The organism is Kribbella pittospori (assembly GCF_004331465.1).
GTDB lineage: Bacteria > Actinomycetota > Actinomycetes > Propionibacteriales > Kribbellaceae > Kribbella > Kribbella pittospori.
On sequence record NZ_SJKB01000006.1, the window covers coordinates 213,083 to 236,444 of the forward strand.

A 23,362-nucleotide genomic window follows, 5' to 3' on the forward strand; every position below is an offset into this window, starting at 1 on the left:
GCCATGTCCCACCACGGAGTCGCCGCCGCGTTCTCGGACACAGTGACGATGATCGACCGCAGTGTCCGACTGTCCCGGCGCAACGTCGAGACGCTGTTCGTCTCGATCCTGCTCCCGCTGCTGATGATGTGCCTGTTCGTGTACGTGTTCGGCGGCGCGATCAGCACCGGCACGGAGTACATCAACTATGTCGTCCCGGGCATCCTGCTGTTGACCACCGGGTACGGCGCTTCGTCGACGGCGATGGTGGTCGCGGACGACATGCACAGCGGGATGATCGATCGCCTGCGCTCGTTGCCGATCCGCAGCTTCGCCGTGCTGACCGGGCACGTTACCGCGAGTGTCGCCCGTAACTCCGTGTCGACGGCGATCGTCGTACTCGCGTCACTGGCGATGGGATTCCGCCCTTCGGCGAACGCCGGCGAATGGCTGGCCGCGATCGGCTTGCTGCTTCTCTACGTACTCGCGTTGTCGTGGCTCGCGGCCGGTCTAGGGGTGATCGCCAAGTCGGTGGAGTCGGCCAGCACACTGAGCTTCTTCATGTTGTTCCTGCCGTACCTGAGCAGTGCGTTCGTCCAGCCGGAGACGATGCCATCATGGTTGCGGCCGATCAGTGAACACCAGCCGATCACACCGGTGATCGAGACCGTGCGCAGCTTTCTGATCGGCGCACCACTGGGGAACAACGGCTGGATCGCACTCGCGTGGTGTTGTGGTCTACTCCTGTTCTCGTTCACGTTGGCGACCTCGTTGTACCGGCGCCGGACGAGCCGCTGATCGCAAGTTACATCCCGTTGACCGAAACGTATTCGAATGGATTCGGACGTGACCCCTCACTCGGGTTACTGTCAAGGTCCCCCCCAACGTGTGGTGGTCCCACTCCCCCCGGGACCCACACGGACAAGCGCCCCGGTCATTGACCGGGGCGCTTCGTTTTGTCAGGAAACGAGGCAGTGTTTTCAGCACATGACTGGCAACTCGAGTAGGCCGCGGGTGCGGATCGAGTCCCGCCAGCGCAGCTCACTCCGCGGTACGCCGAGGTGCAGACCGGGCACGTGATCCAGCAGCGCCTCGAGTGCGATCGCGATCTCCAACCGCGCCAACGGCGCACCGAGGCAGTAGTGAATCCCGTGCCCTAGAGCGAGGTGTCCGCCGACCGCGCGATCGAGGTCGACGCGGTCCGGATCCGGGAAGCGCTCCGGGTCCCGGTTCGCCGAAGAGATCCCGAGCAGGACCGTCTCCCCCGCCGGAATCATCGCGCCATCGATCTCCACGTCCTCGATCGGAAACCGCCTGATCGCCAGCGGCGCCGGGCCGTCGTACCGCATCAACTCCTCGACCGCGCCCGGGAGTTGCGACCGGTCCGACCGCACCCGCTCCCACAAGGCCGGCTCGTCGAGCAGTGCGAGCGTCGCGTTCCCGATCAGGTGGACGACATTCTCGTATCCGGCGAACAGGATCAGGAAGACGAGCGACGTCAGTTCGTCGTCGCTGAGTCGATCGTCGTCGTCCCGCGCCGCGATCAGGTCACTGACCAAGTCATCACCGGGGAGCGACCGCTTGCCCTCGATCAGCCCGGCGAAGAACCGCAGCATCGCCCCGATCGCAGCCCGCGCCTCGTCCGGCCCCGGCGGCGCGAGCATCGTGTCCGTCCACGCGCGGAAGTCGGTCCGTGCCTCCTCCGGTACGCCGAGCAGATCGCAGATCACCGTGATCGGCAGCGGCGCGGCGTACTCCGCGACCAGGTCAGCCCGTCCGCGCCGTACGACGGGAGTCAGAAGTTCGTCCGCAGTACGGCGGATGGCCGCGGCAAGCGACTCGATCCGGCCGGGAGTGAAGGCGCGGGTGACGAGCGAGCGGATCCGGGTGTGGTCCGGCGGGTCCAGGTTGAGCAGGTTGGCGTCGAGGGCGGGCGGCAGGTTGAGACCGCGGTAGTTGCCGGGGACGGCGTTGCGCTTGTCGACGGACAGTCGCGGATCCGCGAGGGCCCGGCGGACGTCGTCGTACCGGGTGACGAGCCAGGAAGGGCTGCCGTCGGGGCCGGCGATGCGGTGGACGGGTCCGGATCGGCGGAGGGCGGAGTAGGCGGCGTACGGATCGCTCGGAGTGATCGTCACCGGCCCAAAAATACCGGCAGAAAAGTTTGTCGAGGTGTGTCGAATCCAGGCCCTCTTCTCCGACGTATCAGTGAGAGCGACCAAAAGGAGAGGGTCAGAATGAACACCACCGCCACCACCACCGACAGCACCGTCCGCACCATGATCGTCACCATGCTGGCCGAGGGGAACCCGGTCTGGTACGTCGCCGGCATGGTCAACATGCGAAGCCACGACGTGTACGTGATCGGCCGCGAGGCCGGCTACCCGGACAAGGCCAAACTCCGCCGGGCCGTGTGGGCCTCGAAGAACCGCACCCGCGTGCCGCAAGCCGCCTGACTCCCGCTCAGGTCGCTCCACAAACACCGTCGGCCGCTGCTGTCCCCGGACAGCAGCGGCCGACGTCTGTTCTCACGCATGGCCAGGCATGTAGCTGGCCGCACGGTTGGGTGGGGCTAGCCCTACTTCCACTCGGATCGGGCCGATTCCACGGTTGCGGTGGTGCACAGTGGCAGGACCAAGCCGTAGTGAGAAAGAGGATTCAGATGTCGTGGGTTGCGAGTGCCTGCGTAGGGTTCGTCCGGTCGTGCATCGTCCTGGTCATCACCATGCTGGTGCCTGCCGTCTGGGCTGCCGGGGTGGCGGTGGCGATCTGGTGGCGGAGCCCCTGGACGTGGATCGTGCCGTTCATCTGGGCGAGCCTAGGCACTCTCCTGCTGATCCGGCCGGTCGCCGGGATGGTCCGGTCGTTGCTGGCCCGGTGGACGGGCACGGTGATCCCGGGCGGATACCGAGAGCTGGGAGCGGTGACGCAGCTGTCCACCGGCTTCTGGTGGAACGGGCACTCGTACGAGAAGACGCGGCGGGATGCCGAGAAGGACCTGCGGATGCGTGTGCGGTGGACCGATCCGGCGAACTGGCGTGATCTGAGGTGCTTGGCGATCCTCGCGGTCACCGCCGCCCTGGCTGCGGCGGTTCCGCCCGCTGGGATCGTGGCAGCTGTCATCGGGTTCGCCCAGTCGATGCCAGTGCTCGGAGTGGCCGGACTGGTCGTGGCGGTCGCCAGTTCGCCGTACGCCTGGCGCCCGTTCGAGCCGATCGCCGTACGCTTCCTGCGCCCGACGCCGTCGATGGCTCTGGCGAACCGGGTCGACGAACTGACCGTGCAGCGCGCCGACGCGACGGTTGCCCAGGCCGCGGAGATCCGCCGGATCGAGCGGGACCTGCATGACGGAGCGCAGGCACGCCTGGTATCGCTCGGGCTGTCGCTGGCGACCGCGGAGAAGCTGATGGAGACCGACCCGCGTGCGGCGAAGGCTCTGCTGAAGGACGCCCGGGTCGGCGCAGCCACATCGCTGTCCGAGCTCCGCGAACTGGTCCGCGGCATCAACCCACCGGTGCTGAACGAGCGCGGACTGGTCGATGCCGTACGCGCCCTGGCGATGGACACCCCGCTGGAAACGACCGTCAGCGCAGGCGGCGAACTGCGGCTGGATCCGCCGATCGAGTCCGCTCTGTACTTCGGGATCGCCGAGCTACTGACCAACGCGGTCAAGCACGCGCAGGCGGATCACGCGGAGATCGCTATCTCCCATGACGGGACCGGCATCGTCGTACTGATCGAGGACGACGGCCGCGGCGGTGCCCGGATCGAGGATGCGGGCGGCCTGGCAGGACTGCGCCGGCGGCTCGCGGCGTTCGACGGCACCCTGGAGCTGACCAGCCCGGACGGCGGCCCGACTCGTGCGAGGATGACGGTGCCATGCGAATCCTTGTAGCCGAAGACCTCTACCTGCTGCGGGACGGGATGGTCCGTCTGCTCGAGGCCTACGGGCACGAGGTGGTGGCGACCGCGACCACCGGACCCGAGACCCTCGATGGTCTGCGGAAGTGGAAGCCGGACGTCTCCGTCATCGACGTACGGATGCCACCAACGCAGACGGACGAGGGCCTGAAGGCCGCACTGGCCGCCCGCCGCGAGGTCGCAGGGCTGCCGGTCCTGATCCTGTCGCAGCATGTCGAGCAGCTCTATGCGCGTGAGCTCCTGACCGACGGCGCCAGCGGTGTCGGGTACCTGCTCAAGGAGAGCGTGTTCGAGGCCGATCAGTTCATCGACGCCCTCGAACGGGTCGCGGCCGGAGGGACGGCCCTGGATCCGGCCGTCGTCGCCAAGCTGCTGTCCAGCGGTACGTCGAGCAAGCGCCTCGACCGGCTCACGGAGCGCGAGCTGTCCGTGCTCGGTCTGATGGCTGAGGGCTCGTCCAACCAGGCGATCTGTCAACGCCTGTTCATCAGCGAGAGCGCCGTCAGCAAGTACACGACCTCGCTGTTCGGCAAGCTGGGCCTCGCCGACGACGACACCAGCAACCGCCGCGTGATGGCCGTCCTCGCCTACCTCGGACTCACCGGCTCCTGAGCCGGGTCTTCAGCTGACCCGCGAAGAAGCGTTCGACGGTGGGCAGGATCTTGCGGCCGGAGTGGGCTGCGCCCTCGACCATGTCGAAGGTGATGTCGAGGCCGTGCGAGCGATAGTTCCGCTCCAGGGTGCGCAGGCGCTCGATCCGGGTGGTGCCGGTCAGTTCGGCGCCGTCCATCCAGTTGGACTCCCCTGGGTTCATGATCTCCCAGCTCTCCACGTCCTCGGAGCCGACGACAAGCTGGATCGGCACCCGGCGGAGCGCGTCGAAGTCGATCGGCTGGCCGAACTTCTCCTCGAACCCCTTCGTCCCGAGCCACCACGGCAGCGTGTCGTCCAGCTGCGTGATCCGGCCGGGCGCACCGATCGACGCGGCGGCCAGGCGCTCCGGGTGCAGGTAGAGGAACCGGTGCGTGAACTGCCCGCCACCGGAGAAGCCGTGCAGGTAGAACTGCTCGGCCGCCACCGGGAACCGGTCCGTCACCTCGTCCACGATCGCCAGCAGCATCCGGTCGAACCGGATCCCCTGGTACTCGATGAACTTGAAGTTGTGCAGGTCGTCCGGGTCGACCAGACCGGCCGGGAAGATCGGTGTCAGCACCACGACGCCCTGCTCTTCGGCGAAGTCCTCGAGCAGGTTGCGGTACGTCGCCGCGGACCGGGCGGTACCGTGCTGGACCACCACCAGCGGTGCGCGGTCGTCGTTGGTCAGCCGCTTCGGCACGTACAGGCAGTAGTGCAGCCGCGGGTCCACCTGGGACGCGAAGATCGGGGTCTTGCCACGCTGGTAGACGGTCGAGGTGTTCGCCATGGACTTCCTTCGGTGAGTCTACGATGTGTTACAGAACTTAGAGTCTTGGATGATTCGTTACAGTCGCTACGGGATCGGATAATACACAGATGGCCGATGAGGTAACAGGGGTTACACGGAATCCGGCGCTGGCCGAGCTGCGCCGCCGGATCCGGGACCACTGGGACGAGTTCACGCCGGCGTCCCGCGCGGTCTGCCGGTCGCTGTCGGAGATCTCGCCGGAACGGCTGCTCTACTTGTCCGCGCAGGAGCTCGGCCAGGCGAGCAAGACCAGCAACGCCACGGTGATCCGCACCCTGCAGTCCCTCGGGTACGCCGGCCTGGCCGAACTCAAGGATCAGGTGGCCACGCCGTTCCGATCGACGACTCGGCGAGAGGAACGCCTGCGGGACCGGATGGAGGCCACCGGCGGCGACCCCAAGCACGTGTGGGACCGGGTCGTCACCGAGTCGCTCGAGCGGATCGAGTTCCTGAACCAGCACATGGCGATGGACAAGTACCAGGAAGCGGTCCGGCTGATGCTGGACGCGCGCGAGTTGGTGATCTACGGGTTCGGCGCGAACTACGTGGCGGCGGAGTACCTGATGCTGAAGCTGCGGCGGTTCGGTCTGCGCAGCCGGTGCATCCGGACAGCCGGGTTCCAGCTCGCCGACGATCTGCTCGGCATCGGGTCCGAGGACGTGGTGATCGTGATCGCGCCGGGCCGGCTCATCGTCGACGGCGAGGTCGTGATCGACCGGGCCCGGGCGGTCGGCGCCGGCATCATCCTGCTCAGCGAGGAGCACGTGGCCGAGCGGCTGGCGAACGACGTGACGGTGGCGATCCACGTGCCGAACACGGTCACCGGGATCACCGCGGAGATGCTGACGACGATCGTGACCGCGGACGCCCTGGCGCAGGCGGTGGCCGCGGCGGACGCGGAACGCACGCTGGAGACGTCACACACGTTGGAGTCCCTGCGGCAGCAACTAGGTTTCTGACGGCGTTTGTTGCTTGAGGCTTGCGACTCTTCGGCGATCTCAGATTGCGACGATCGGACCGGTGCGGTCACCGATAGCATCGACCCGGACCCATTCGACCCTGCGGAGGATTACCTGATGATCTTCATCACCGCCAAGTTCCGGGTGAAGCCGGAGCACGCCGAGAACTGGCCCTCGATCACCGCCGACTTCACCGCCGCGACGCGCGCCGAGCCGGGCTGCCTCTGGTTCGACTGGTCCCGCTCACTGGACGACGCGAACGAGTACGTCCTGGTCGAAGCCTTCGCCGACGACGACGGCGCCACCGCACACGTCACCTCCGACCACTTCAAGGCTGCCCAGCAGCACCTCCCGCCGCACCTGGTCGAGACCCCGCGGATCGTGAACTTCAAGCTCCCGCAGAACGACTGGTCAGAGCTCGGCGAACTCGCCGTCAAATAGTCAGTCCGCCTCGACGACGACGGTGTTCTGGGCGGCGGCGATCTCCCAATCGCTGCCGTCCCTGGCCAGGAAGTACACCGGGCTCCCGTACGAACCCGTCGTACCGCCACGCTCGACGTAGGTCTGATTCACGTTCACGACGGCGATGTCCGGCCGCACGAACAGTAGATGGTCGGGCTCGTACGTCGCGGACGAGTCCTTCATCGCGCCGGGGAGCACCTCCCGGGTGAACGCCTCGATCGTGTCGCGCCCGTAGAGCCGCTTCCCGTGCCCCGTCACCCACACCGCATCTTTGCGGAACAACGAAATGAAACCGTCGACGTCCTCGTTGCCCTGCACCTCCTGCACCTTGGCCACCAGCGCCACGATCGCGTCGACATCGGCCTGACTCGGAACCGCACCCTCGATCCTCATCCAACGATCCTGCAAGCTGAACCAGACTTGAGGTCAAGCAAGCCCGGCATCGCGGGAAATCGTTCGCCGAGTGGGCCGGACTCACCTACCGTGCACCAGTTGGCGAGGCGGAAGGCGGACGCATGGCACCGAGACACGTGACACGGGATCAATTGGCCGGGGCGGCGCGGGCTGCGCTCGGTGGTGGGCGTCGGCTGGAGGTGGTCGAGCGGCTCACCGGCGGCACGACGAAGGGCGTGTACCGGCTGACGATGGACGACGCGACGACAGCGATCGCCTATCTGTGGAACGAGGCCGAGAACTACTGGCCGGCGACCGACTGGGACGGCGACCTCGCCAATCCCTTCTCCCCCGGACGCGGGCTCGACCTGTACGAGACAGTGCACGCGCGACTGGACGCGCTGGGTCTCCGCGTCCCGATCGTCTATCTGACCGACCGCGACCGCACCCACTACCCGGCCGACATCGCCATCGTCGAGGACTTCCCCGGCGACGACCTGGAGGAACGGTTCGTCAAGGACCCTCGTGCTGTGGAGTCGACCATGGACCGACTCCGCGAAGCCCTGGAGACGATGCGGGTCTACCGCGCACCGACGTACGGCAAGATCGCGCACATCGACCGGGGCGGAACGCCGCGCGGCTCGTCGTGCGAGGGAGTCGTCCTCGAGTTCGCCCTGCGCTGCGTCGGACAGGCGGCCGAGCGTGATCCGAGGGTGGCCAAGGCCCGCGACCGTCTGGAGGAAAGGCTCCGGGAGCTCGCCGCGGCGGTGCAGCCGCGGACCGAGTACTCCGTCGTACACGGTGAGCTGGGACTGGGCCACGTGATGGTGGACCGCGACGGCGTACCCGTCCTGATCGACGTCGAGGAGATGATGTACTTCGACGTCGAGTGGGAGCACGCGTTCATGCGCAACATTCTCGGCGACGACTACCCGCAGGTGGCGGTCCCCGACCTGGACGAGGACCGCCTCGCGCTCTACACGCTGGCCGAGCACATCTCGCTGACCGCGGGGCCGCTACGCCTGCTCGACGGGGACTACCCCAACCGCGCCTTCATGCAGCGGATCATCGAGTACAACCTCGGCCAAGCCCTGCTGCTGGCGCAAGCTCAGCCGTAGAGGGTGTTGAAGTTGTCGCGCATGACAAGGTCGGCCAGCTCACCGTCGCCGGCAGCCTCGCGCATACGGGCGACCTCGCCGACGTAGTCGCCCCACGGCTCGTCGCTGGCGAACAGCACCCGGTCCTGGCCGATCCCGCGCCGCTCGATCTCGCGGACCAGCCAGCGCGGCGCGAAGCCGATCGCCCAACTGGTGTCGGTGTAGACCTGCTTGCCGGCCTCGATCCACTTGAAGAACCGCTCGTTGATCAGCTTGATGTGGCCGCTCATGCCACCGCCGAAGTGCACGAGATGGATCTTGACGTCGTCTCCGTAGCGGTCGACCAGCTTGCCGATCTGGTCGATGTCGGACGCCGCACCGGGCGAGGTGTGAACGTGTACGACGAGGCCGCGCTCGCGTGCGGTGCTGAAGATCTGCTCGAGCTGAGGAGCGCACTCCGGATCCTCGACAGCCCCGCCTAGCAGGAAGCTGGTCTTCAACGCGACCACGCCCGGCTCCCCGGCCAGAGCGAGCGCCGCGGTGGTGAGCTCGGCGTCCTGCCGCCGCGGCGAGACCCACAACCCGCAGCGGATCCGATCGTCCTTGGCCGCCGCCTCGATCACCAGCGGGTTGAAACCGAAGGACACCGAGGCGTCCGGCACCCCGTAGTTGGGCAGCACGAGCGCGCGCTCGGCACCCTCCCGGTCGAGATCCTCGATCAGCTCGGCAACCGTGGCCCGGGCCAGAATGTCCGGATTGGCCGGCGGCCCGCCGTAGAACGGGAACGCAGGCATGATGCCCAGGTGGCGATGCGCGTCATTCGTCAGCTTCGCGGTCATCCTCAGACGGTAACCGCAGAACATTTCCTATGCAAGAGTATGCTTCTACTATCCGACACATCCCGGTCCGGTAGCGCCTACAGGCTGAAGGCGATCGAGCGCAGGATCAGCGCCGCGACGAACACCACGGTGAACGCGAGGTCGATCGCCAGCCCGCCGGCCCGCAGCGGCGGCAGCCTCCGCCGTACCGGCGCGATCACCGGCTCCGTCCAGGCGTGAGTCACCGAACGCACCCGGCCGGCCCGCTGACCGCCGCTCGCCAGCAAACCCGTCCAGTCCAGCACCATCCGCACGATCAACAGCAGAATGAACGCCGTCAAGGCGTACCCGACCAGGGCTCCGATGATGCTCATGACCAATCTCCTCCGTGAGGGCCGCACCGGCCATCTCACCAGTATCAACGCCGCCGACCACGTCGAAGTGTCCCCGTGCGCAGGTTCTTAGCTGACTATCAGGCACAAGAAGGCCCGGACCTCATGGTCCGGGCCTTCTTCGGTTCGCTTACTGCTGGGGTTCTGATGGTGCCTTGCGGGGCATCAGGGCGACGATCGGGAGGCTGAGCGCCGTAATGGCCAGAACGACGATCAGCGTGACCTTCATCGCGTGGGCCAGCCCGGACGTTGCGGCGTGGAAGAAGACCGACGTGACCGCGGCCGAGCCGATCGCTGACGCGAGTTGCTGGATCGAGCTGAGCGAGCCGCTGGCGCTGCCGGCTTCGTCAGGCGTCGCGTCGCCGAGAGCAACGGTGGGGATCGTGGTGAAGCTGAGTCCGGTGCCGATGCCGACGACGATGAACGCCGGCGCCAGCGCCGAGATGCTGAGGTTCGTGCCGAAGTGCTCGACGAGGACGAGGACCCAGCCGCAACCAACCAGGGCAACGGCGAGGCCGATGACGACAAGCCTGCGGCCGAACTTGGTGACCAGGCCACCCATGGCGGCGAACGCGGCGGCGATGAGCCCCACGGTGAGCGGCACCAGGCCGAGCGCGGCCTCCCGCGGGCTGGCATGCAGGCCCTCCTGCAGGAACAGCGACAGTACGAAGATCAGTCCGGTGCCGGCGGCGAAGACGGCCAGGCCCACGAGCATCGCGGAAGTGAAACCCCGGTTCTTCAGCAGCGAGGGCATGATCAGCGGGTGGGCCGCGGTGCGTTGGCGGTAGGCGAAGGCGGCGAAGAACAGGACGCCGACGGTGATCGAGGTGACGGGGACGGCGCTCCAGCCGTTGGTCGAGCCCTCGATCAGGCCGTACAGCAGCCCGATCATGGCGACCGCGAGGAGGCCGGAGCCCCAACCGTCGACAACGGTGGAGCGGTCGCCGTCGTCTCGCGGCAGGATCTTGGCGGCCATGACCAGCCCGATGCTGCCGAGGACGAGGTTGATGAGGAAGATCGGGCGCCAGGACAGACCGAACAGGTCGGCGCTGATGATGAATCCGGCCAGGACCGGGCCGGCGACACTGGACAGGCCGAGCACCGGGCCGAACAGCCCGAACGCCTTGGCGAGCATGTCGCGGCTGAACGCCTTCGTCATGATCGCCATGCCTTGCGGGATGAGGAGAGCCCCGAACGCTCCCTGCGCGATCCGGGCGGCGATGAGCAGGGTCGGGTCCGGTGAGAACCCGGCGACCGCCGAGGCCAGGGTGAACCCACCCATGCCGATCAGGAAGAGCCTGCGTTGGCCGAACTTGTCACCCAGCCGTCCGCCGACCAGCAGTAGGACACCCATGGCGAGCATGTACGCCGGTCCCACCCACTTGATCAGACTCACCCCGCCGTGGAGCTCGTCGGCGATGGTGGGAGCCGCGATGTTCGTGACGGTCGCATCGATGACATCAAGGGCGTCGGCAAGCAAAACCAGCCCCAGGATGGCCCACACCCGGCGACTGGACCGCTGTGTGACGACTGTGCGCGGCTCCGTCAAGACAGTCATGAGGAACGTCCTTCCCTACCCAGCGGCGCCCCTCCTGGGCGGCCTCTCACCACCACTACGAACGCCCCTGACGGGATCCGACATCGCCCAGATAATTTGTGCCCGTCACTTACTGGAACGGACGTACCTCGATCTTCCGGTCGCAGACCTTCGACGCCTCGGCGGCGAGCTTGAGCACCACATCCAGATCGGGGGCCTCCCACACCCAGATGCCGGCGAGGTACTCCTTCGACTCGATGAAAGGCCCGTCGCTGAACACCGCCTGCTCGCCCCGGTTGTCGATGACCGTGGCCTCGTCGGTGTCCGCCAGTCCGCCCGCGAAGACCCAGTAGCCCTCGGCGATCAGCCGCTCGTTGAACACGCTGATGGCCGGCCGCCGGTCCGTGCTGCCCGGATTGCTCTTGTCATCGATCACGGAAACCAGATAGCGCATCTGAAGATCCTCCTGTGGTGTCAAGACAACGTGGTTCGGTGGTCTACCCCTACTACGAACACAACCACCCCCATCCGACACCCTTCCCGGGTCCTTCGAACGATCTTGGTGCCTCGGGATCGGTACGACGGCCGGTGGGTGCTCGCAGCAACCACCGGGATGCCAAACAAAACGAAGGCCCGGACCTGATGGTCCGGGCCTTCTTCCGTAGCGGGGGCAGGATTTGAACCTGCGACCTCTGGGTTATGAGCCCAGCGAGCTACCGAGCTGCTCCACCCCGCGTCGTTGTGTCTTTAGTTTAGGGGATCGGGGCTGAGCAACCAAATCGGCTCCCAGTGTGGCTCCTCGCGGCCGAAAATCCGTGTCAGGGGCGGGTGGTGCGGCGTACCGTCCGGGTATGTCCCGACACGTCATCCGCCCGTTCCGGGAGGCGGACCTGCCTGCGGCCGCCGGACTGCTCGCGGAGCGGCACAAAGAGCATCGCAAGCGTCACCCTCTGCTGCCTGCAGACTACGAGAGCGAGCGGCTGGCGTTGGTCGAGGTGACTGCGCTGTGGGAGAGCGAGAGCGCGTCCGGCGCCGTCATCCTCGACGACGGCGAGCTGACCGGCTATCTGCTGGGTGCACCCAAGCAGTCCACCATGTGGGGCCCGAACATCTGGGTCGAGGCCGCCGGCCACGCCGTACGTGAGCCCGAACACATCCGCGACCTGTACGCCGCCGCTGCCACGAAGTGGGTGGACGACGGCCGGATCGCGCAGTATGCACTGGTCCCGGACGATCCGGAGCTGCTCGATGCATGGTTCCGGCTGGCGTTCGGCTCTCAGCACGTGCATGCGATCCGTCCGGCGCCGACGACTCCGCCACCGGAGTACCCGGGCCTCACCGTACGACGTGCTGTTCGTGACGACATCGCCGTACTCGCACAGCTGGACCTGGTGCTGCCGCAGCACCAGGGACTCTCGCCCGTGTTCTCCGCCGGGGAGATGCCCACGATGCAGGAGGCGCTGGACGATTGGGAGGAGTCGATCGACGACCCCGACTATGCGACCTTCGTGGCCGAGTACGACGGGCGCGTGATCGGCTCGTCGATCGGATGTGCCCTGGACAAGTCGAGCTCGCACAGCGGGTTGGCGCGGCCGGACAACGCCGGCTTCCTGGGGTTCGCCGCCGTACTGCCTGAGGCCCGCGGTCGCGGAGCCGGCCGTGCGCTCGGTGAGGCCGTCCTGCAGTGGTCGGCTGACACCGGGTACACGTCGGTGGTGACCGACTGGCGGGTCACGAACCTGCTGTCGTCACGGGCCTGGCCGAAGCTCGGGTTCGAGCAGACGTTCCACCGGCTGCACCGGCTGATCGGGTACTGACCGCCCGTTGTCCACAGGTTCGAAATCGCGCGTCGGGAAGGGCCGCGATCGCTGCATCTTCTTGGGCAGGAACGCCTTGCAGCAAGCGAGGCGTCGAGGTCCAGGAGGTAGTCATGTCGTGTTCGTCCCGTCGTTCCCGATTCGTGCCGTCGACCCGTCGTATCGTGATCGGGAGCGCCGTCATTCTGGCCTCATTCGGCGCCTGGACCACCACGGCCACGGCGAGCAGCTTCGAACCGCGCCCGGGGTATTGCGTGACTCCCCCATCGACCGAGCAGAGGGCGGACATCTTGGACGGCTTCGTGATCGAGAACCTCCCCGACGGTCTCGGGACGCCGAGCGATTTCGAGTACGAGTGGGAGGACGTGCGGTTCCACAGCCGGGTCTGGGAGACCGGCCCGGATCCCGAGGGTGCGTACCGGGTCGACCTGACCGCAAAGACGCTACGCGGTGAGAAGCTCACCGACCTCGAGGCCCTGAAGACCTTCCTGATCGAGTACGAGGAGAAGGATCCGAACAGCTGGGAGCTCCGCGCGATCAAGGTCGGCGAGTACGACGGTCTGGCCGCTGGGGACGAGGTGTTCTACTTCGTCTCGCCGGGTGTCGCGGCCGAGGTGTCGATCGACAACGACCGGTTCACCGAGGACGACCTGCTCAGCACTGCCACCGGCTTCCACCCGGAGACCACGACCTGAGTCAGTGGCCTCGGGCAACGAACCGGGGCGGCGACCCGACGGTTGTCGGTGTCGCCGCCCCGGTAGCAGCCCTGTGGATCAGCCGGTCGGTGACGTCGGTGGACTCGATGGAGTCGGTGTCGACGGTGTCCCACTCGGCGTGGGAGTGGGCGGTGTGACTACTGCACCGGCCGCTACGGCCTTGTCGATCGCCTGCTTCATCTTGTTGACCTGAGCCTGGTAACCGGCCAGATCACCCTTCGTCAGAGCAGCCTGTGCGGCCGTGTACGCGGCCTGCGCGTCGGCGAGCGCTTGCTTGACCGTCTGGTTCTGCGTCGACGCTGGTGGCGGCTTCGAGCCTGGCGGCTCTTCACCGGTATCGACGCTGGTGTTGAAGACCTTGGTCAGCGCCTCCTGCAGCGTCCCGCCGTAGGCGACCCGATCACCGAAGGAGACCAGCACGTACCGGAGCACCGGATAGCTACCTGCTCCACTCGTCCGGACCGAGTAGACCGGCTGGACGTAGAGCAGACCACCACCGAGTGGAAGCGTCAGCAGGTTGCCGAACTGCGCTCTCGCGCCACTGCTCGGTTGGTTGATCGGGAGTAGCGCCTGTCTGATCCCTTCGTCGGTCTGGAACTTGTTGAAGACCTGTCCTGGACCGGGGATCTGCACGTTGCCGGGCAATCGGAGTATTCGGAACTTGCCGTAGTCCGGTGAGGTCGCTTCCGAATCGACAGCCATGAATGCGGTCAGGTTCTCCCGTTCCGCGTTCGGCACGTACACCGACGTCAGGGAGAACTTGGGCTCGGTCTGACCGGGCATCCGCAGCGAGAGATAGAACGGAGGCTGGTTGCTTTGCACCGACGAGTCACTGCCGGACGACACCGCGGTCGGGTCGGCCGGGACGCGCCACAGGTCGCTGTTCTGGTACCAGGTGCCGGAGTCCGTCACGTGGTACTTGGCCAGCAGGTCGCGCTGGACCTTGAACATGTCCTCCGGGTAGCGGAGGTGGGACATCAGCGACGGCGAGATGTCGGAGCGCGGCTTGACCGTGTTCGGGAAGGCCTTCATCCACGTCTTCAGCACCGGGTCGTTCTCGTCCCAGGCGTACAGCTCGACCGAGCCGTCGTACGCGTTGACGACCGCCTTGACCGAGTTGCGGATGTAGTTGATCTCCTCGCTCGGCTGCTGCGCGATGGTGCCGCGACCTGTCGTGGTGTCCCGGGTGCTGTCGTCCAGCGCGACCTTCTCCGCGTACGGGTAGTTCGCCGAGGTCGTGTAGCCGTCGACGATCCAGACCACCTGGTTGTCGACGATGGCCGGGTACGGGTCGCCGTCCGGTGTCAGCCAGGGCGCGGCCTTCTCCACCCGCTCGCGCGGGTTGCGGTCGTAGAGAATCTTCGAGTCGGGGTTCACCCGGCTGGACAGCAGGATGTTCGCGTCCCGGAACTTGGTTGCGTACAGCAATCGGTTGAAGAAGTTCCCGACCTCGACGCCGCCCTTGCCCTGGTAGGTGTTCAGCGTCGGGTCGCCGCCGCTCTTGCCTTCCGGAGTGTCGAGCTCGACCGGCGAGCCACCCTGTGGGCCTCCGACGATCGAGTAGTCCGGGGACTGCTCACCGAAGTAGATCCGGGGCTCGTAGTCGCCGAGCTGACCGGTCGGCGGCAGGTCCTTCTCCGACCACACCGGCGTACCGTCCTGGGCGCGCTGGTTGCCGTTGGCGGCGACCACGCCGTAGCCGTGGGTGTAGACGGTGTGGTCGTTGTTCCAGTTGCGCTGGCCGGCCGGGAGCCGGTCGACCTGCACCTCGCGAACCGCGATGACGGTGTCGCTGACCTTGTCCCCGATCTTGTACCGGTCGACGTCGAGGTCGGTCGGGAACGAGTAGAAGCCACGCACCTGCTGCAACTGCTCGAAGGTCGGGCCGACCACGCTCGGGTCGATCAGCCGGATACCGGGAAGCACCTCGGCGTCCTGCGTCAGCTCCGACGGGGTCGCGGTCTGCTTGGCCTGGTAGTTGATCACCTCGGCGCCCTCGAGGCCGTAGGCCTGGCGCGTCGACTCGATGTTCTTGGTGATGTACGGCGCCTCACGCACCGGCTCACTCGGGCGTACTCGCAACTGCTGCAACGCTGCCGGCCACAACGCGCCGAGCAGGATCGCCGACAGGATCAGTACGACGGTGCCGACACCAGGCAGCAGCCAGGTCCGACGCACTACGTTGGCGAAGAACAGACCGGCACACAGGACGGCGATGACCGCCAGGATCTCCTTGCTGGGCAGGACCGCGTGGTCACCCGTATAGGAGATCCCTGTGAACAGCTTGGCGTCCGACGTCGTCAGGCCGAAACGGTCCAGCCAGTAGCTGAAGGCCTTCAGCAGGACGAGCAGACCCAGCAGTACCGAGAACTGCACCTGCGCGGCCCCGGAAGCCTTCTGTCCCTTCGCGGACGGCCGGAATCCGCCGTACAGATAGTGCGTGATGATCGCCGCGACGAGCGACAGCAGCACGATCGAGTAGCCGAAGCCGAGCAGGACGCGCAGCCACGGGTAGTCGAAGACGAAGAACGCGATGTCCTTGTTGAAGTGCTTGTCGGTGACGCCGAACGGGGTCCGGTTCCGCCAGGCGAGGAAGACCTTCCACTCGCCCGATGCAGCCGAGCCGCCGAAGACCAGCATCAGGGTGGCGACCACACCGATGGCGATCTTGCCGCGCTGCTGGAGCAGATCGCCGTACCGCTCGAAGCCCGGGCTGGGCGCCGGCGCGAGCGCAACCCGCGGCCGGGTGCGGAAGGCGATGACGATGTTCGCGACGACGGCGGCCGCCATCAGCAGACCGACCACGAAGAAGAGCAGTACCCGGGTCCCGAGCACCGTGCCGAACACGGAACCGAGGTCCACCGAGCGGTACCACAACCGCTGAGTCCAGATGTCGGTGAAGACGCTGAAGAGGATCAGCAGCACGATCAGTGTCGCGATCGTCGGCAGCAGGGCCCGGGGCCGACCACCACCTGTTCGCCGCGGCCGCCGCGGCTCCTCCGGCATGTCGTAGACGCCGTCGCTCATGGTCGGTTCTCCTCGTTGTCATTCATGCCATCGACCCCAGGACCTCGGCCAGGCCGGCTGCCGACCGAAGGCTCGAATGTCAATGACAGTACTTCGCACAGCGTGGGGACCAAGTCCGCGCCGGTCAGTACGGCGCTGTCCTCGTCGTGGGAGCGGAGCCGGACCGCACCGAAGCGGCTGCCCTCGCGCAGGACCGCCGCGACCATCCGCACCTCGTGGCGGCGGGGGTCGCTACCGGCCATCCGCGCGACCTCAGCGTCCGAGTCGGCGCTGGACAGGCCGGCTTCGGCCGTGGCCGGCAGGACGATCCGTTCGATCGCGAGCGCGCAGCCGCTGACCCCTTCGGGCCACTCGATCCGGCCTAGCGCATCGGCCAGGTGCTCGTCCTCGAGACTGCCGGGCAGCTCTCCCTGGGCGACCGGGGTCAGCGGCTGGGAGGCGTCGTCGGTACCGAGCTCCGCGGCCAACTGTGGTTCGGCGCGCAGTAGTTCGTCGGTGGGGACCAGCGCGAACAGCTGCGCGGGCTGGTCCCAGCCCGCGCTGCTCACGTGCTTCTCGATCTCGATCACCGCGCGACTGAGCGCGTCGGGAGGCAGAGCGCCTACGGAATCCATGCCGTCAGCTCTCCCTTTCGGCCGGCCGGTACGTCCAGGTGGCTCACGATGCGCACGCCGGGACCTCCCCCTGCCCGCTGACCGCTGCCTTGATGGCGGCGATCGCCTCGGTCAGTGTGGTGATCTTCACCAGTCGGATGCCCTTCACGCCGGCGTGCATTGCCGCCTCGCAGTTGTCGGCGGGCACCAAGAAGATGGTGGCACCGTCGTTCTTGGCACCGGCGATCTTCTGCTGGATGCCGCCGATCGGGCCGACCTGGCCGAGCGCGTCGATCGTGCCGGTGCCTGCGATGTGCTTACCGTCCAGCAGCGGACCCGGTGTCAGTTTGTCGTAGATGGCCAGCGCGAACGCCGTGCCGGCGCTCGGACCGCCGATGTCCTGGCCGAGGTTGACCGTCACCTTGACCGGGGAGTCGACCCCGATGGTGATGCCGACCATCGGCCGGGTCTCGTCGCCAGGTGTGGCGGCGGTCTTCACCTGAATGGTCTGCTCGGCCCCGCCGCGCCGGACGAGGAACGCAACGTTCTCGCCGACCTTGTGCTTGCGGACGTACTCGCCGACCTGCGGGACCTGCGACATCGCGACGCCGTCGACAGCCAGGACGACGTCGCCCGGCTTCAGCTTGCCCTCGGCCGGGGTGTCCTTGGCAACCGTCGAGACCTTGGGGTGGTACGGGACCTGTGCCGCCTGCAGGGCGGCCGCGACCGCGCTGTCCTGCGAGCCGGTCATCTCGGCGGTGTTCTGCTCCTCGACCTGGTCGGCGCTCTGGTCCGGCGGGTAGATGATGTCGCGCGGGAACAGGTCGTTGTGCGGGTCGAGCCAGTTGCGCATCGCCTGCGGGAGCGTGAGTTCACGCCCGGGCGAGGTGACGGACACGGTGGTCAGGTCCAGTTGGCCGCTGGTCGGGAAGGTGTCGTGCCCGGTGATCTCGATGACCGGCTTGTTGTTGCTCGACGTACCGAGGGTGTCCTTGACCGGCCCCGGGCTGAACGAGACGAACGGCACCGAGAAGACGGTGACCAGCCCGAGCGAAACGACCAGCACGATGATCGAAGTGACCAGTGTTGCGGTACGACGTGTCACGAACCCTGCCCTGCGATCTCGGTGGAACCGAACATCTCGGCGGTGCCGAGCTTCCTGATGGCGTGTGGCTTTGCTGAACCCAACGTCCCACCGGCCCGAAGTGTCCCCGCCGGCCCGAGCCGGTCCGCCGTACGCGACTCTCCTGCTGCGTCCTGGCCGTCAGGAGAGGGGTTTCCGACGTGATCGGACTCGTCAGCCTTGCTTACGTCCGTCTTGTCCGAGTCGGTCTTGTGCGCGCGGTTCAGGCCGCGGCGGCGGCGTTCCGGGGTGGCGCGGGGACCGGGAGCGGCGAGTGCGTCGTTGAAGCGACGGAAGTCCTCGACCGAGTCGAAGGCGCCACCGGACCGGCGTGGACCGCGACTCCGCCCGCGCCAAGCCGCCCAGCACATCGCCAGCAGCGTGGCGACCACCGGGAACGCCAGCCACGCCAAAACCTTCATCCGGCCACCTTCATGCGCCCAGAGTACGTGTCAGTGAGCGCCGACCCACTCGCTGGCACCGTCGGTGAAGTGCTGGTGTTTCCAAATCGGGACCTCCGCCTTGAGGTCGTCGATCAGCCGCCGGCAAGCGGCGAAGGCGACATCCCGATGCGCGGCGGCCACCGCCACGATCACGGCGGTGTCCCCGATCTTCAGGTCACCGGTCCGGTGTACGGCGGCCAGCGCGGTCACCGCGGCGTCGGCACAGACACGCTCCGCCACTGTCCGCAGGTGGTCCAGGGCGTCCGGGTGGGCCTCGTAGCTGAGCTGGTCAACCGGCTTCTCGTGATCGTGATTCCGCACGGTGCCGATGAACAGAGCCGTCCCGCCGGCGGTCGGATCAGCCACAGCGGCCAGCACCTCGTCGGTGGACAGGACGTCCTCCCGGATGTCCAGCAGCCTGATCGCGTCGCTCATCCATTCCTCATTCCCGCTGGGAACCACCCCGAACACGTACCACGAACCATCCCCCACACCCCCGATTCTCCCCCACGCAGCCCCCAACTCCCACCACCGCACCCCCGAGACCTTCCGCCGTACGTCGAATCACCGCGCTGAGCCATCTCCTGCGCACGCTCCGCACATGCACCGGTGCAGGTCCCGCGGCGCGTCCAGCCTGGCCGACTGTTGCCTCCGCCCCACAATTCCGGCCCGCTGAGGCGTCGGCACGCTGGGGGCCCGATCTGCCGGCGGCGAACAGGAGCAGTAATGCGTTCGCCGGGGGAGGAACGGGTCGGTGGAACCAGTACGTTGGAGTAGTACGCCCCACCCGCACAGGAAGGCCCACTCCGATGAGCGACGAACCGGACAACCCGTTCAAGGGAACTCCGTTCGAGGCCATGTTCCAGCAGTTCTCCGGTGCGGCCGGCGCGGGCGGCGCTCCCGACCTGAACGCGATCTTCGCGCAGGTCCAGCAGCTGCTCAGCGGTTCCGGCGACGGCAGGCCGGTGAACTGGGATCTGGCCAAGGACATCGCACGCAAGACGGTTTCCGCCGCCGGAGACCGCTCGGTCACCCCCACGGACACCGACCGAGTAGCGGACGCGGTCCGGCTGGCCGAGCACTGGCTGGACGAGGCAACGACGCTGCCCGAAGCATCCACCACGTCCGCGGCCTGGAGCCGGGCGGAGTGGGTCGAGAACACGCTGCCCGTGTGGCAGACCGTGGTCGACCCCGTCGCCGAGCACGTCGCCGGCGCGATGGGTAACGCCCTTCCCGCCGAAGCACAGCAGCTCGCCGGACCGATGGCCGGAATGCTCCGTCAGCTGGGCGGCTCGATCTTCGGCGCCCAGGTCGGGCAGGCACTCGGCGAGCTGGCCGGCGAGGTCGTGAGCTCGTCCGACATCGGACTGCCGCTCGGACCGACCGGCCAGGCTGTATTACTACCGGACAACGTCGCCAAGTTCGCTGAGGGCCTCGGACTGACCGACGAGGACGTCCGGCTGTACCTGGCGCTCCGCGAGGTCGCACACCAGCGGCTGTACGCCGGCGTCCCGTGGCTGCGGCAGCATCTGCTGGCCGCGGTGGCGGATTACGCCGCCGGTATCGAGGTGGACACCGGCAAGATCGAGCGAGCCATGGCGGACATCGACCCGCAGAACCCCGAGGCCATGCAGGAAGCGCTTGCGGGCGGCCTGTTCGAGCCGGAGGACTCCGAGCAGCAGAAGGCCGCGCTCGTCCGGCTCGAGACTGCGCTCGCGCTCGTCGAGGGCTGGGTGGACGACGTCGTACGGCAGGCGACCAAGGAGCGGATGCCGGCTGCGGTGCAGCTCTCGGAGACGGTACGCCGGCGTCGGGCGGCCGGTGGACCGGCGGAGCAGACGTTCGCCACGCTGGTCGGTCTCCAGCTTCGTCCGCGGCGACTTCGCGACGCGGCCAACCTGTGGGCCGCTGTGCGTGACGCCCGCGGCGTCGCCGGCCGTGACGAGCTCTGGTCGCACCCGGACCTCCTCCCGAGTGCCGGCGACCTGGACGACCCGATCGGGTTCGCTCAGCACGCGGGCGAGCTGGCCGACATCGACATCACCGATTTCCTCCCCGATGACGACTCGTCGGACACTCCGAAGCAAGAAGGTGACGACGGCAACGACCCCGGCACCGCCAAGTAGTCCGCACCGACCTGGTACGACAGCACGACCCCGCGGGACGAAGCCACTCGGCAGGCTCCAGCGGGGTCGCGTTGTGTCTGGCCGTCCGCGCAGGGCGCATTGGTGATCTGCAGCAGTGATGGGTTTGGGGGGTGGCGTCGTGGAGACTGACCGGGTGCTTCATGACGATGCAGTGATGACGTTGGACGGGTGGAGTGCGCCCGACGGTGTGCAGGCAGAGCTCCGGGAGCATTACCTGCGCTGGTTGGCAGAGCATCGGGACGCGATGTGGCGCAGTTGCCGGCCGGAGCATCTGACGGCGAGCGCGCTGGTGTTGGACGCGACGGGCAGCCGGGCGCTGCTCACGCTGCACAAGACTGTCGGGCGATGGCTGCAACTCGGCGGACACTGCGAGAACGGCGACGTGACACTTGCCGGAGCCGCTCTGCGCGAGGCTACGGAGGAATCCGGGCTGACGGACCTGTCGATCGATCCGTCACCGCTGCAACTGTCCCGTCACGAGATCCTCGCCGGCGGGTGTGCCGGGACGTTCCACCTGGATGTGCAGTTCCTCGTGACGGTGACCGCTCGTACTGACTACGTGGTCAGCGAGGAGTCTCATGACCTCGCGTGGTTCCCGATCGACGCGCTTCCCGAGAGCGCGGATCACGTGGTCGAAGAGCTCGCAGCGAGAGCGACGCGGCGACTTGCTCAGAGCGCCGGGAGCGTTTCTTCCGGGTGACTTCTCGAAGTGTCTGGGGAGCGCGAATCGGGCGCCTCCGACGGGTGGCGTGAATGGCAGGACGCTGCTGGGCAACTTGATGGCGGACTGTCGGACGCGAGTCGTACGCTCGTTGTCATTCGTCGGATCGCGGCCATCCGGTCGCCCGAGTGTGCCGAAGGATGTCCGTGAGCTTCGACATCGATCACTACGCCCAGACTTCGACCCGCATCCGCTGGGACGACCTCGACATGTCCACGTTCGAGACCCAGCCACTGTCCGATGACGCGCTGCGTTGCCTCAGCTATATGAGCGATGTGGAGACGCACACTGTCTGCTATCTGCGCGATCTGCTCGTCACACCGTCGCACGCCGATCCCGAGGTCACCGTCTTCCTGACGATGTGGAACCTCGAGGAGTACTGGCACGGCGAAGTCCTCGACGAGGTGCTCGAGCGGCACGGCATCCCGACCGGTCCCGATCACACTCGCGCGGTCCGTTCCCGGCTCGGTTGGCGTGACCGGCTCGCGCCGATTCGGCAGTCGTTGCTGGCCAACATCATCGGCGAGGACTTCATCGCCACCCACATGGCGTGGGGCGCGATCAACGAGTGGTGCGCGCACTCGGCGTACACGCGACTGATCCAGTCCGAGGATCACCCGGTCCTGACCGAGATCCTCAAACGGATCGCGAAGCAGGAGACCCGGCACGTAGCGTTCTACAACAGCCAGGCCCGCGACCGCCTGCTCCGCAGCAAGAAAGCGCAGAAGATCGCCCGCTTCGCACTCTCCAAAGGCTGGGGCATCGTCGGCTCGACGATCATGCCGCCGGCCGAGGTGAAGCACATGCTCACCTACCTGTACGGCGGCGAACACGGCCTGGCCGAAGTCCGCAAAATAGACGCCAAAATCGACGCCCTCCCCGGCCAGCATTCCCTCCACCTAGTAGAAAAAGAACTAACCAAATACAACATCCACCCCGGCTAACCCACCCGATCCCGCCCTACCGCGAGTTCCTCGGTGCGATCCGAGGCCCAGTACTGCGATCGACCGGTCACGCGCCCGGAATCTGACGTACGTACTGCGCGACCAATGAACGACAGTTGGTCTGCGTCGATAGCTCGTCAGCCGGGAGCACCCGAGGTACCCGCACGCATCCGGGCTACGCACCTCGTCATTCTGCGAGCCATTGCCCACCTCGGCTGCCTATGGGCCGACTAACTAGCTCAGCCCACCCACACTGAACGAGTTGCCCCCACAGCCCTCGTACTCCACTTTCCCTTGCGATCCCAATTCCTGCCTTCCGCGTACGTCGGTCGCACCCCGCGATCCCCATGGTCCCGTGTGCGTGCAGTTCCCGACGCCGCGCACCCCCCGTGCAGTCCCCCGCCTGCATTCCCTGGGGAAGCCCCGCTCCTGCTGACCCGTGCGATTCCCGTTGCTCTAGCTTGGGTGCAGGTTCCTCGTACAGCGCCTGTTATCGTTGCTTGCCCGTGGGATCCCTCGCTGTTGGGCGCCCTGGTTCGGTCCTGCCCCCGTGTAGGACCTGCGTCCCCCGTGATCCCCCTGCTTCCTGCGTTCATCGGTTGTGCTCACAAGTGGCGCACGTGGGGACCTTCGCGGCTGGGCCGCCTGGTCCCCGGTTCCCCGTGTTGCGATGTGTTGGCCGCATCCCCCGGTGCGGTGTGGTGGTGCGTCACTTGCTGGTGGTCGATTACCGCCCCTGAACGGCATCGGCGGGGCCAGCGGGTGACGGCTGGGCTTCCCCCAGAAGCCCTGCTGCATGGTGAACGAGTCGGGAGCGAGAAGGTGACGG

The 23,362-nt window shown here is 67.1% G+C and carries 24 protein-coding genes and 1 tRNA gene; 12 read left to right on the top strand and 13 right to left on the bottom strand.

Features of this window, described 5'->3' with window-relative positions; all coding sequences use genetic code 11:
- Positions 1 to 3 precede the first annotated feature (3 nt).
- Complete coding sequence (locus E0H73_RS20435) at positions 4 to 777, top strand: ABC transporter permease (protein ID WP_131358719.1); 774 nt, start codon at positions 4 to 6, stop codon at positions 775 to 777.
- 182 nt (positions 778 to 959) lie between these two features.
- On the opposite strand, the gene E0H73_RS20440 is transcribed toward E0H73_RS20435, so the two are convergent.
- Positions 960 to 2,117, bottom strand: a complete 1,158-nt coding sequence (locus E0H73_RS20440; RefSeq protein ID WP_202867484.1) for a cytochrome P450 family protein — start codon at positions 2,115 to 2,117, stop codon at positions 960 to 962.
- A gap of 99 nt (positions 2,118 to 2,216) precedes the next feature.
- On the opposite strand from E0H73_RS20440, the gene E0H73_RS20445 reads away from it, so the two are divergent.
- The 3 genes from E0H73_RS20445 to E0H73_RS20455 all read left to right on the top strand — a co-directional run bounded on the left by E0H73_RS20445 (position 2,217) and on the right by E0H73_RS20455 (position 4,512).
- A complete protein-coding gene (locus E0H73_RS20445; RefSeq protein ID WP_131358722.1) occupies positions 2,217 to 2,435 on the top strand; it encodes a hypothetical protein in 219 nt (72 codons plus the stop codon).
- A gap of 206 nt (positions 2,436 to 2,641) precedes the next feature.
- Complete coding sequence (locus tag E0H73_RS20450; RefSeq protein WP_131358725.1) at positions 2,642 to 3,874, top strand: sensor histidine kinase; 1,233 nt, start codon at positions 2,642 to 2,644, stop codon at positions 3,872 to 3,874.
- Complete coding sequence (locus E0H73_RS20455; RefSeq protein WP_131358728.1) at positions 3,859 to 4,512, top strand: response regulator transcription factor; 654 nt, start codon at positions 3,859 to 3,861, stop codon at positions 4,510 to 4,512. The genes E0H73_RS20450 and E0H73_RS20455 overlap by 16 nt, the downstream gene beginning before the upstream one ends.
- On the opposite strand, the gene E0H73_RS20460 is transcribed toward E0H73_RS20455, so the two are convergent.
- Positions 4,499 to 5,323 (bottom strand): alpha/beta hydrolase family protein, encoded by an 825-nt coding sequence (locus E0H73_RS20460; protein ID WP_131358731.1) that lies wholly within the window; start codon positions 5,321 to 5,323, stop codon positions 4,499 to 4,501. The genes E0H73_RS20455 and E0H73_RS20460 overlap by 14 nt on opposite strands.
- Positions 5,324 to 5,412: 89 nt before the next feature.
- Between E0H73_RS20460 and E0H73_RS20465 the strand changes: the two genes are divergently transcribed.
- Together E0H73_RS20465 and E0H73_RS20470 are read left to right on the top strand one after the other, a co-directional pair.
- The gene (locus E0H73_RS20465) at positions 5,413 to 6,303 is read left to right on the top strand and encodes a MurR/RpiR family transcriptional regulator (RefSeq protein WP_131358734.1); all 891 of its coding nucleotides are present in this window, start codon (positions 5,413 to 5,415) and stop codon (positions 6,301 to 6,303) included.
- A 117-nt stretch (positions 6,304 to 6,420) separates the two neighbouring features.
- Complete coding sequence (locus E0H73_RS20470) at positions 6,421 to 6,744, top strand: putative quinol monooxygenase (RefSeq protein WP_131358737.1); 324 nt, start codon at positions 6,421 to 6,423, stop codon at positions 6,742 to 6,744.
- Here E0H73_RS20470 and E0H73_RS20475 read toward each other — a convergent pair whose 3' ends face one another.
- On the bottom strand, positions 6,745 to 7,158 hold the full coding sequence (locus E0H73_RS20475; protein WP_131358740.1) for an SgcJ/EcaC family oxidoreductase: 414 nt from the start codon (positions 7,156 to 7,158) through the stop codon (positions 6,745 to 6,747). It lies immediately after the preceding gene.
- Between the two features lie 122 nt (positions 7,159 to 7,280).
- Between E0H73_RS20475 and E0H73_RS20480 the strand changes: the two genes are divergently transcribed.
- Positions 7,281 to 8,276, top strand: coding sequence for a phosphotransferase (locus tag E0H73_RS20480; RefSeq protein WP_202867485.1), 996 nt, complete (start codon positions 7,281 to 7,283; stop codon positions 8,274 to 8,276).
- Here the strand turns inward: E0H73_RS20480 and E0H73_RS20485 are convergent.
- The 5 genes from E0H73_RS20485 to E0H73_RS20505 all read right to left on the bottom strand — a co-directional run bounded on the left by E0H73_RS20485 (position 8,267) and on the right by E0H73_RS20505 (position 11,738).
- Positions 8,267 to 9,094 (bottom strand): amidohydrolase family protein, encoded by an 828-nt coding sequence (locus E0H73_RS20485; protein WP_131358743.1) that lies wholly within the window; start codon positions 9,092 to 9,094, stop codon positions 8,267 to 8,269. The two genes, E0H73_RS20480 and E0H73_RS20485, sit on opposite strands and share 10 nt — an antisense overlap.
- 77 nt (positions 9,095 to 9,171) lie before the next feature.
- On the bottom strand, positions 9,172 to 9,447 hold the full coding sequence (locus tag E0H73_RS20490; protein WP_131358745.1) for a YggT family protein: 276 nt from the start codon (positions 9,445 to 9,447) through the stop codon (positions 9,172 to 9,174).
- Positions 9,448 to 9,595: 148 nt separating this feature from the next.
- Complete coding sequence (locus E0H73_RS20495; RefSeq protein ID WP_131358748.1) at positions 9,596 to 11,023, bottom strand: MFS transporter; 1,428 nt, start codon at positions 11,021 to 11,023, stop codon at positions 9,596 to 9,598.
- Positions 11,024 to 11,132: 109 nt separating this feature from the next.
- Positions 11,133 to 11,456: a YciI family protein gene (locus tag E0H73_RS20500; RefSeq protein WP_131358751.1), complete on the bottom strand. Its 324-nt coding sequence runs from the start codon at positions 11,454 to 11,456 to the stop codon at positions 11,133 to 11,135.
- Between the two features lie 208 nt (positions 11,457 to 11,664).
- A tRNA-Met gene (locus tag E0H73_RS20505) sits at positions 11,665 to 11,738 on the bottom strand.
- A 115-nt stretch (positions 11,739 to 11,853) separates the two neighbouring features.
- Here E0H73_RS20505 and E0H73_RS20510 point away from each other — a divergent pair.
- Both E0H73_RS20510 and E0H73_RS20515 read left to right on the top strand, forming a co-directional pair.
- Complete coding sequence (locus E0H73_RS20510; RefSeq protein WP_131358754.1) at positions 11,854 to 12,819, top strand: GNAT family N-acetyltransferase; 966 nt, start codon at positions 11,854 to 11,856, stop codon at positions 12,817 to 12,819.
- Positions 12,820 to 13,109: 290 nt separating this feature from the next.
- The gene (locus E0H73_RS20515) at positions 13,110 to 13,514 is read left to right on the top strand and encodes a hypothetical protein (RefSeq protein ID WP_238164125.1); all 405 of its coding nucleotides are present in this window, start codon (positions 13,110 to 13,112) and stop codon (positions 13,512 to 13,514) included.
- 78 nt (positions 13,515 to 13,592) lie between these two features.
- Here the strand turns inward: E0H73_RS20515 and E0H73_RS20520 are convergent, their stop codons facing one another.
- The 5 genes from E0H73_RS20520 to E0H73_RS20540 are packed head-to-tail and all read right to left on the bottom strand — an operon-like array spanning position 13,593 to position 19,156.
- Positions 13,593 to 16,562 (bottom strand): UPF0182 family membrane protein, encoded by a 2,970-nt coding sequence (locus E0H73_RS20520; protein ID WP_131358761.1) that lies wholly within the window; start codon positions 16,560 to 16,562, stop codon positions 13,593 to 13,595.
- Positions 16,559 to 17,176: a PPA1309 family protein gene (locus E0H73_RS20525; RefSeq protein ID WP_202867486.1), complete on the bottom strand. Its 618-nt coding sequence runs from the start codon at positions 17,174 to 17,176 to the stop codon at positions 16,559 to 16,561. The genes E0H73_RS20520 and E0H73_RS20525 overlap by 4 nt, the downstream gene beginning before the upstream one ends.
- A 43-nt stretch (positions 17,177 to 17,219) precedes the next feature.
- On the bottom strand, positions 17,220 to 18,260 hold the full coding sequence (locus E0H73_RS20530; protein WP_131358764.1) for a YlbL family protein: 1,041 nt from the start codon (positions 18,258 to 18,260) through the stop codon (positions 17,220 to 17,222).
- Positions 18,257 to 18,700, bottom strand: a complete 444-nt coding sequence (locus E0H73_RS47265) for a hypothetical protein (protein WP_238164126.1) — start codon at positions 18,698 to 18,700, stop codon at positions 18,257 to 18,259. Before E0H73_RS47265 ends, E0H73_RS20530 begins: the two co-directional genes overlap by 4 nt.
- Before the next feature lie 30 nt (positions 18,701 to 18,730).
- Positions 18,731 to 19,156, bottom strand: a complete 426-nt coding sequence (locus tag E0H73_RS20540; protein WP_131358767.1) for a molybdenum cofactor biosynthesis protein MoaE — start codon at positions 19,154 to 19,156, stop codon at positions 18,731 to 18,733.
- A gap of 374 nt (positions 19,157 to 19,530) precedes the next feature.
- Between E0H73_RS20540 and E0H73_RS20545 the strand changes: the two genes are divergently transcribed.
- The 3 genes from E0H73_RS20545 to E0H73_RS20555 all read left to right on the top strand — a co-directional run bounded on the left by E0H73_RS20545 (position 19,531) and on the right by E0H73_RS20555 (position 22,533).
- Entirely contained in the window at positions 19,531 to 20,847 is a 1,317-nt protein-coding gene (locus E0H73_RS20545) for a zinc-dependent metalloprotease (protein WP_238164127.1), read from the top strand.
- A 175-nt stretch (positions 20,848 to 21,022) separates the two neighbouring features.
- Entirely contained in the window at positions 21,023 to 21,568 is a 546-nt protein-coding gene (locus E0H73_RS20550; RefSeq protein ID WP_131358770.1) for an NUDIX hydrolase, read from the top strand.
- Between the two features lie 167 nt (positions 21,569 to 21,735).
- Entirely contained in the window at positions 21,736 to 22,533 is a 798-nt protein-coding gene (locus E0H73_RS20555) for a ferritin-like domain-containing protein (RefSeq protein WP_131358773.1), read from the top strand.
- Positions 22,534 to 23,362 lie beyond the last annotated feature (829 nt).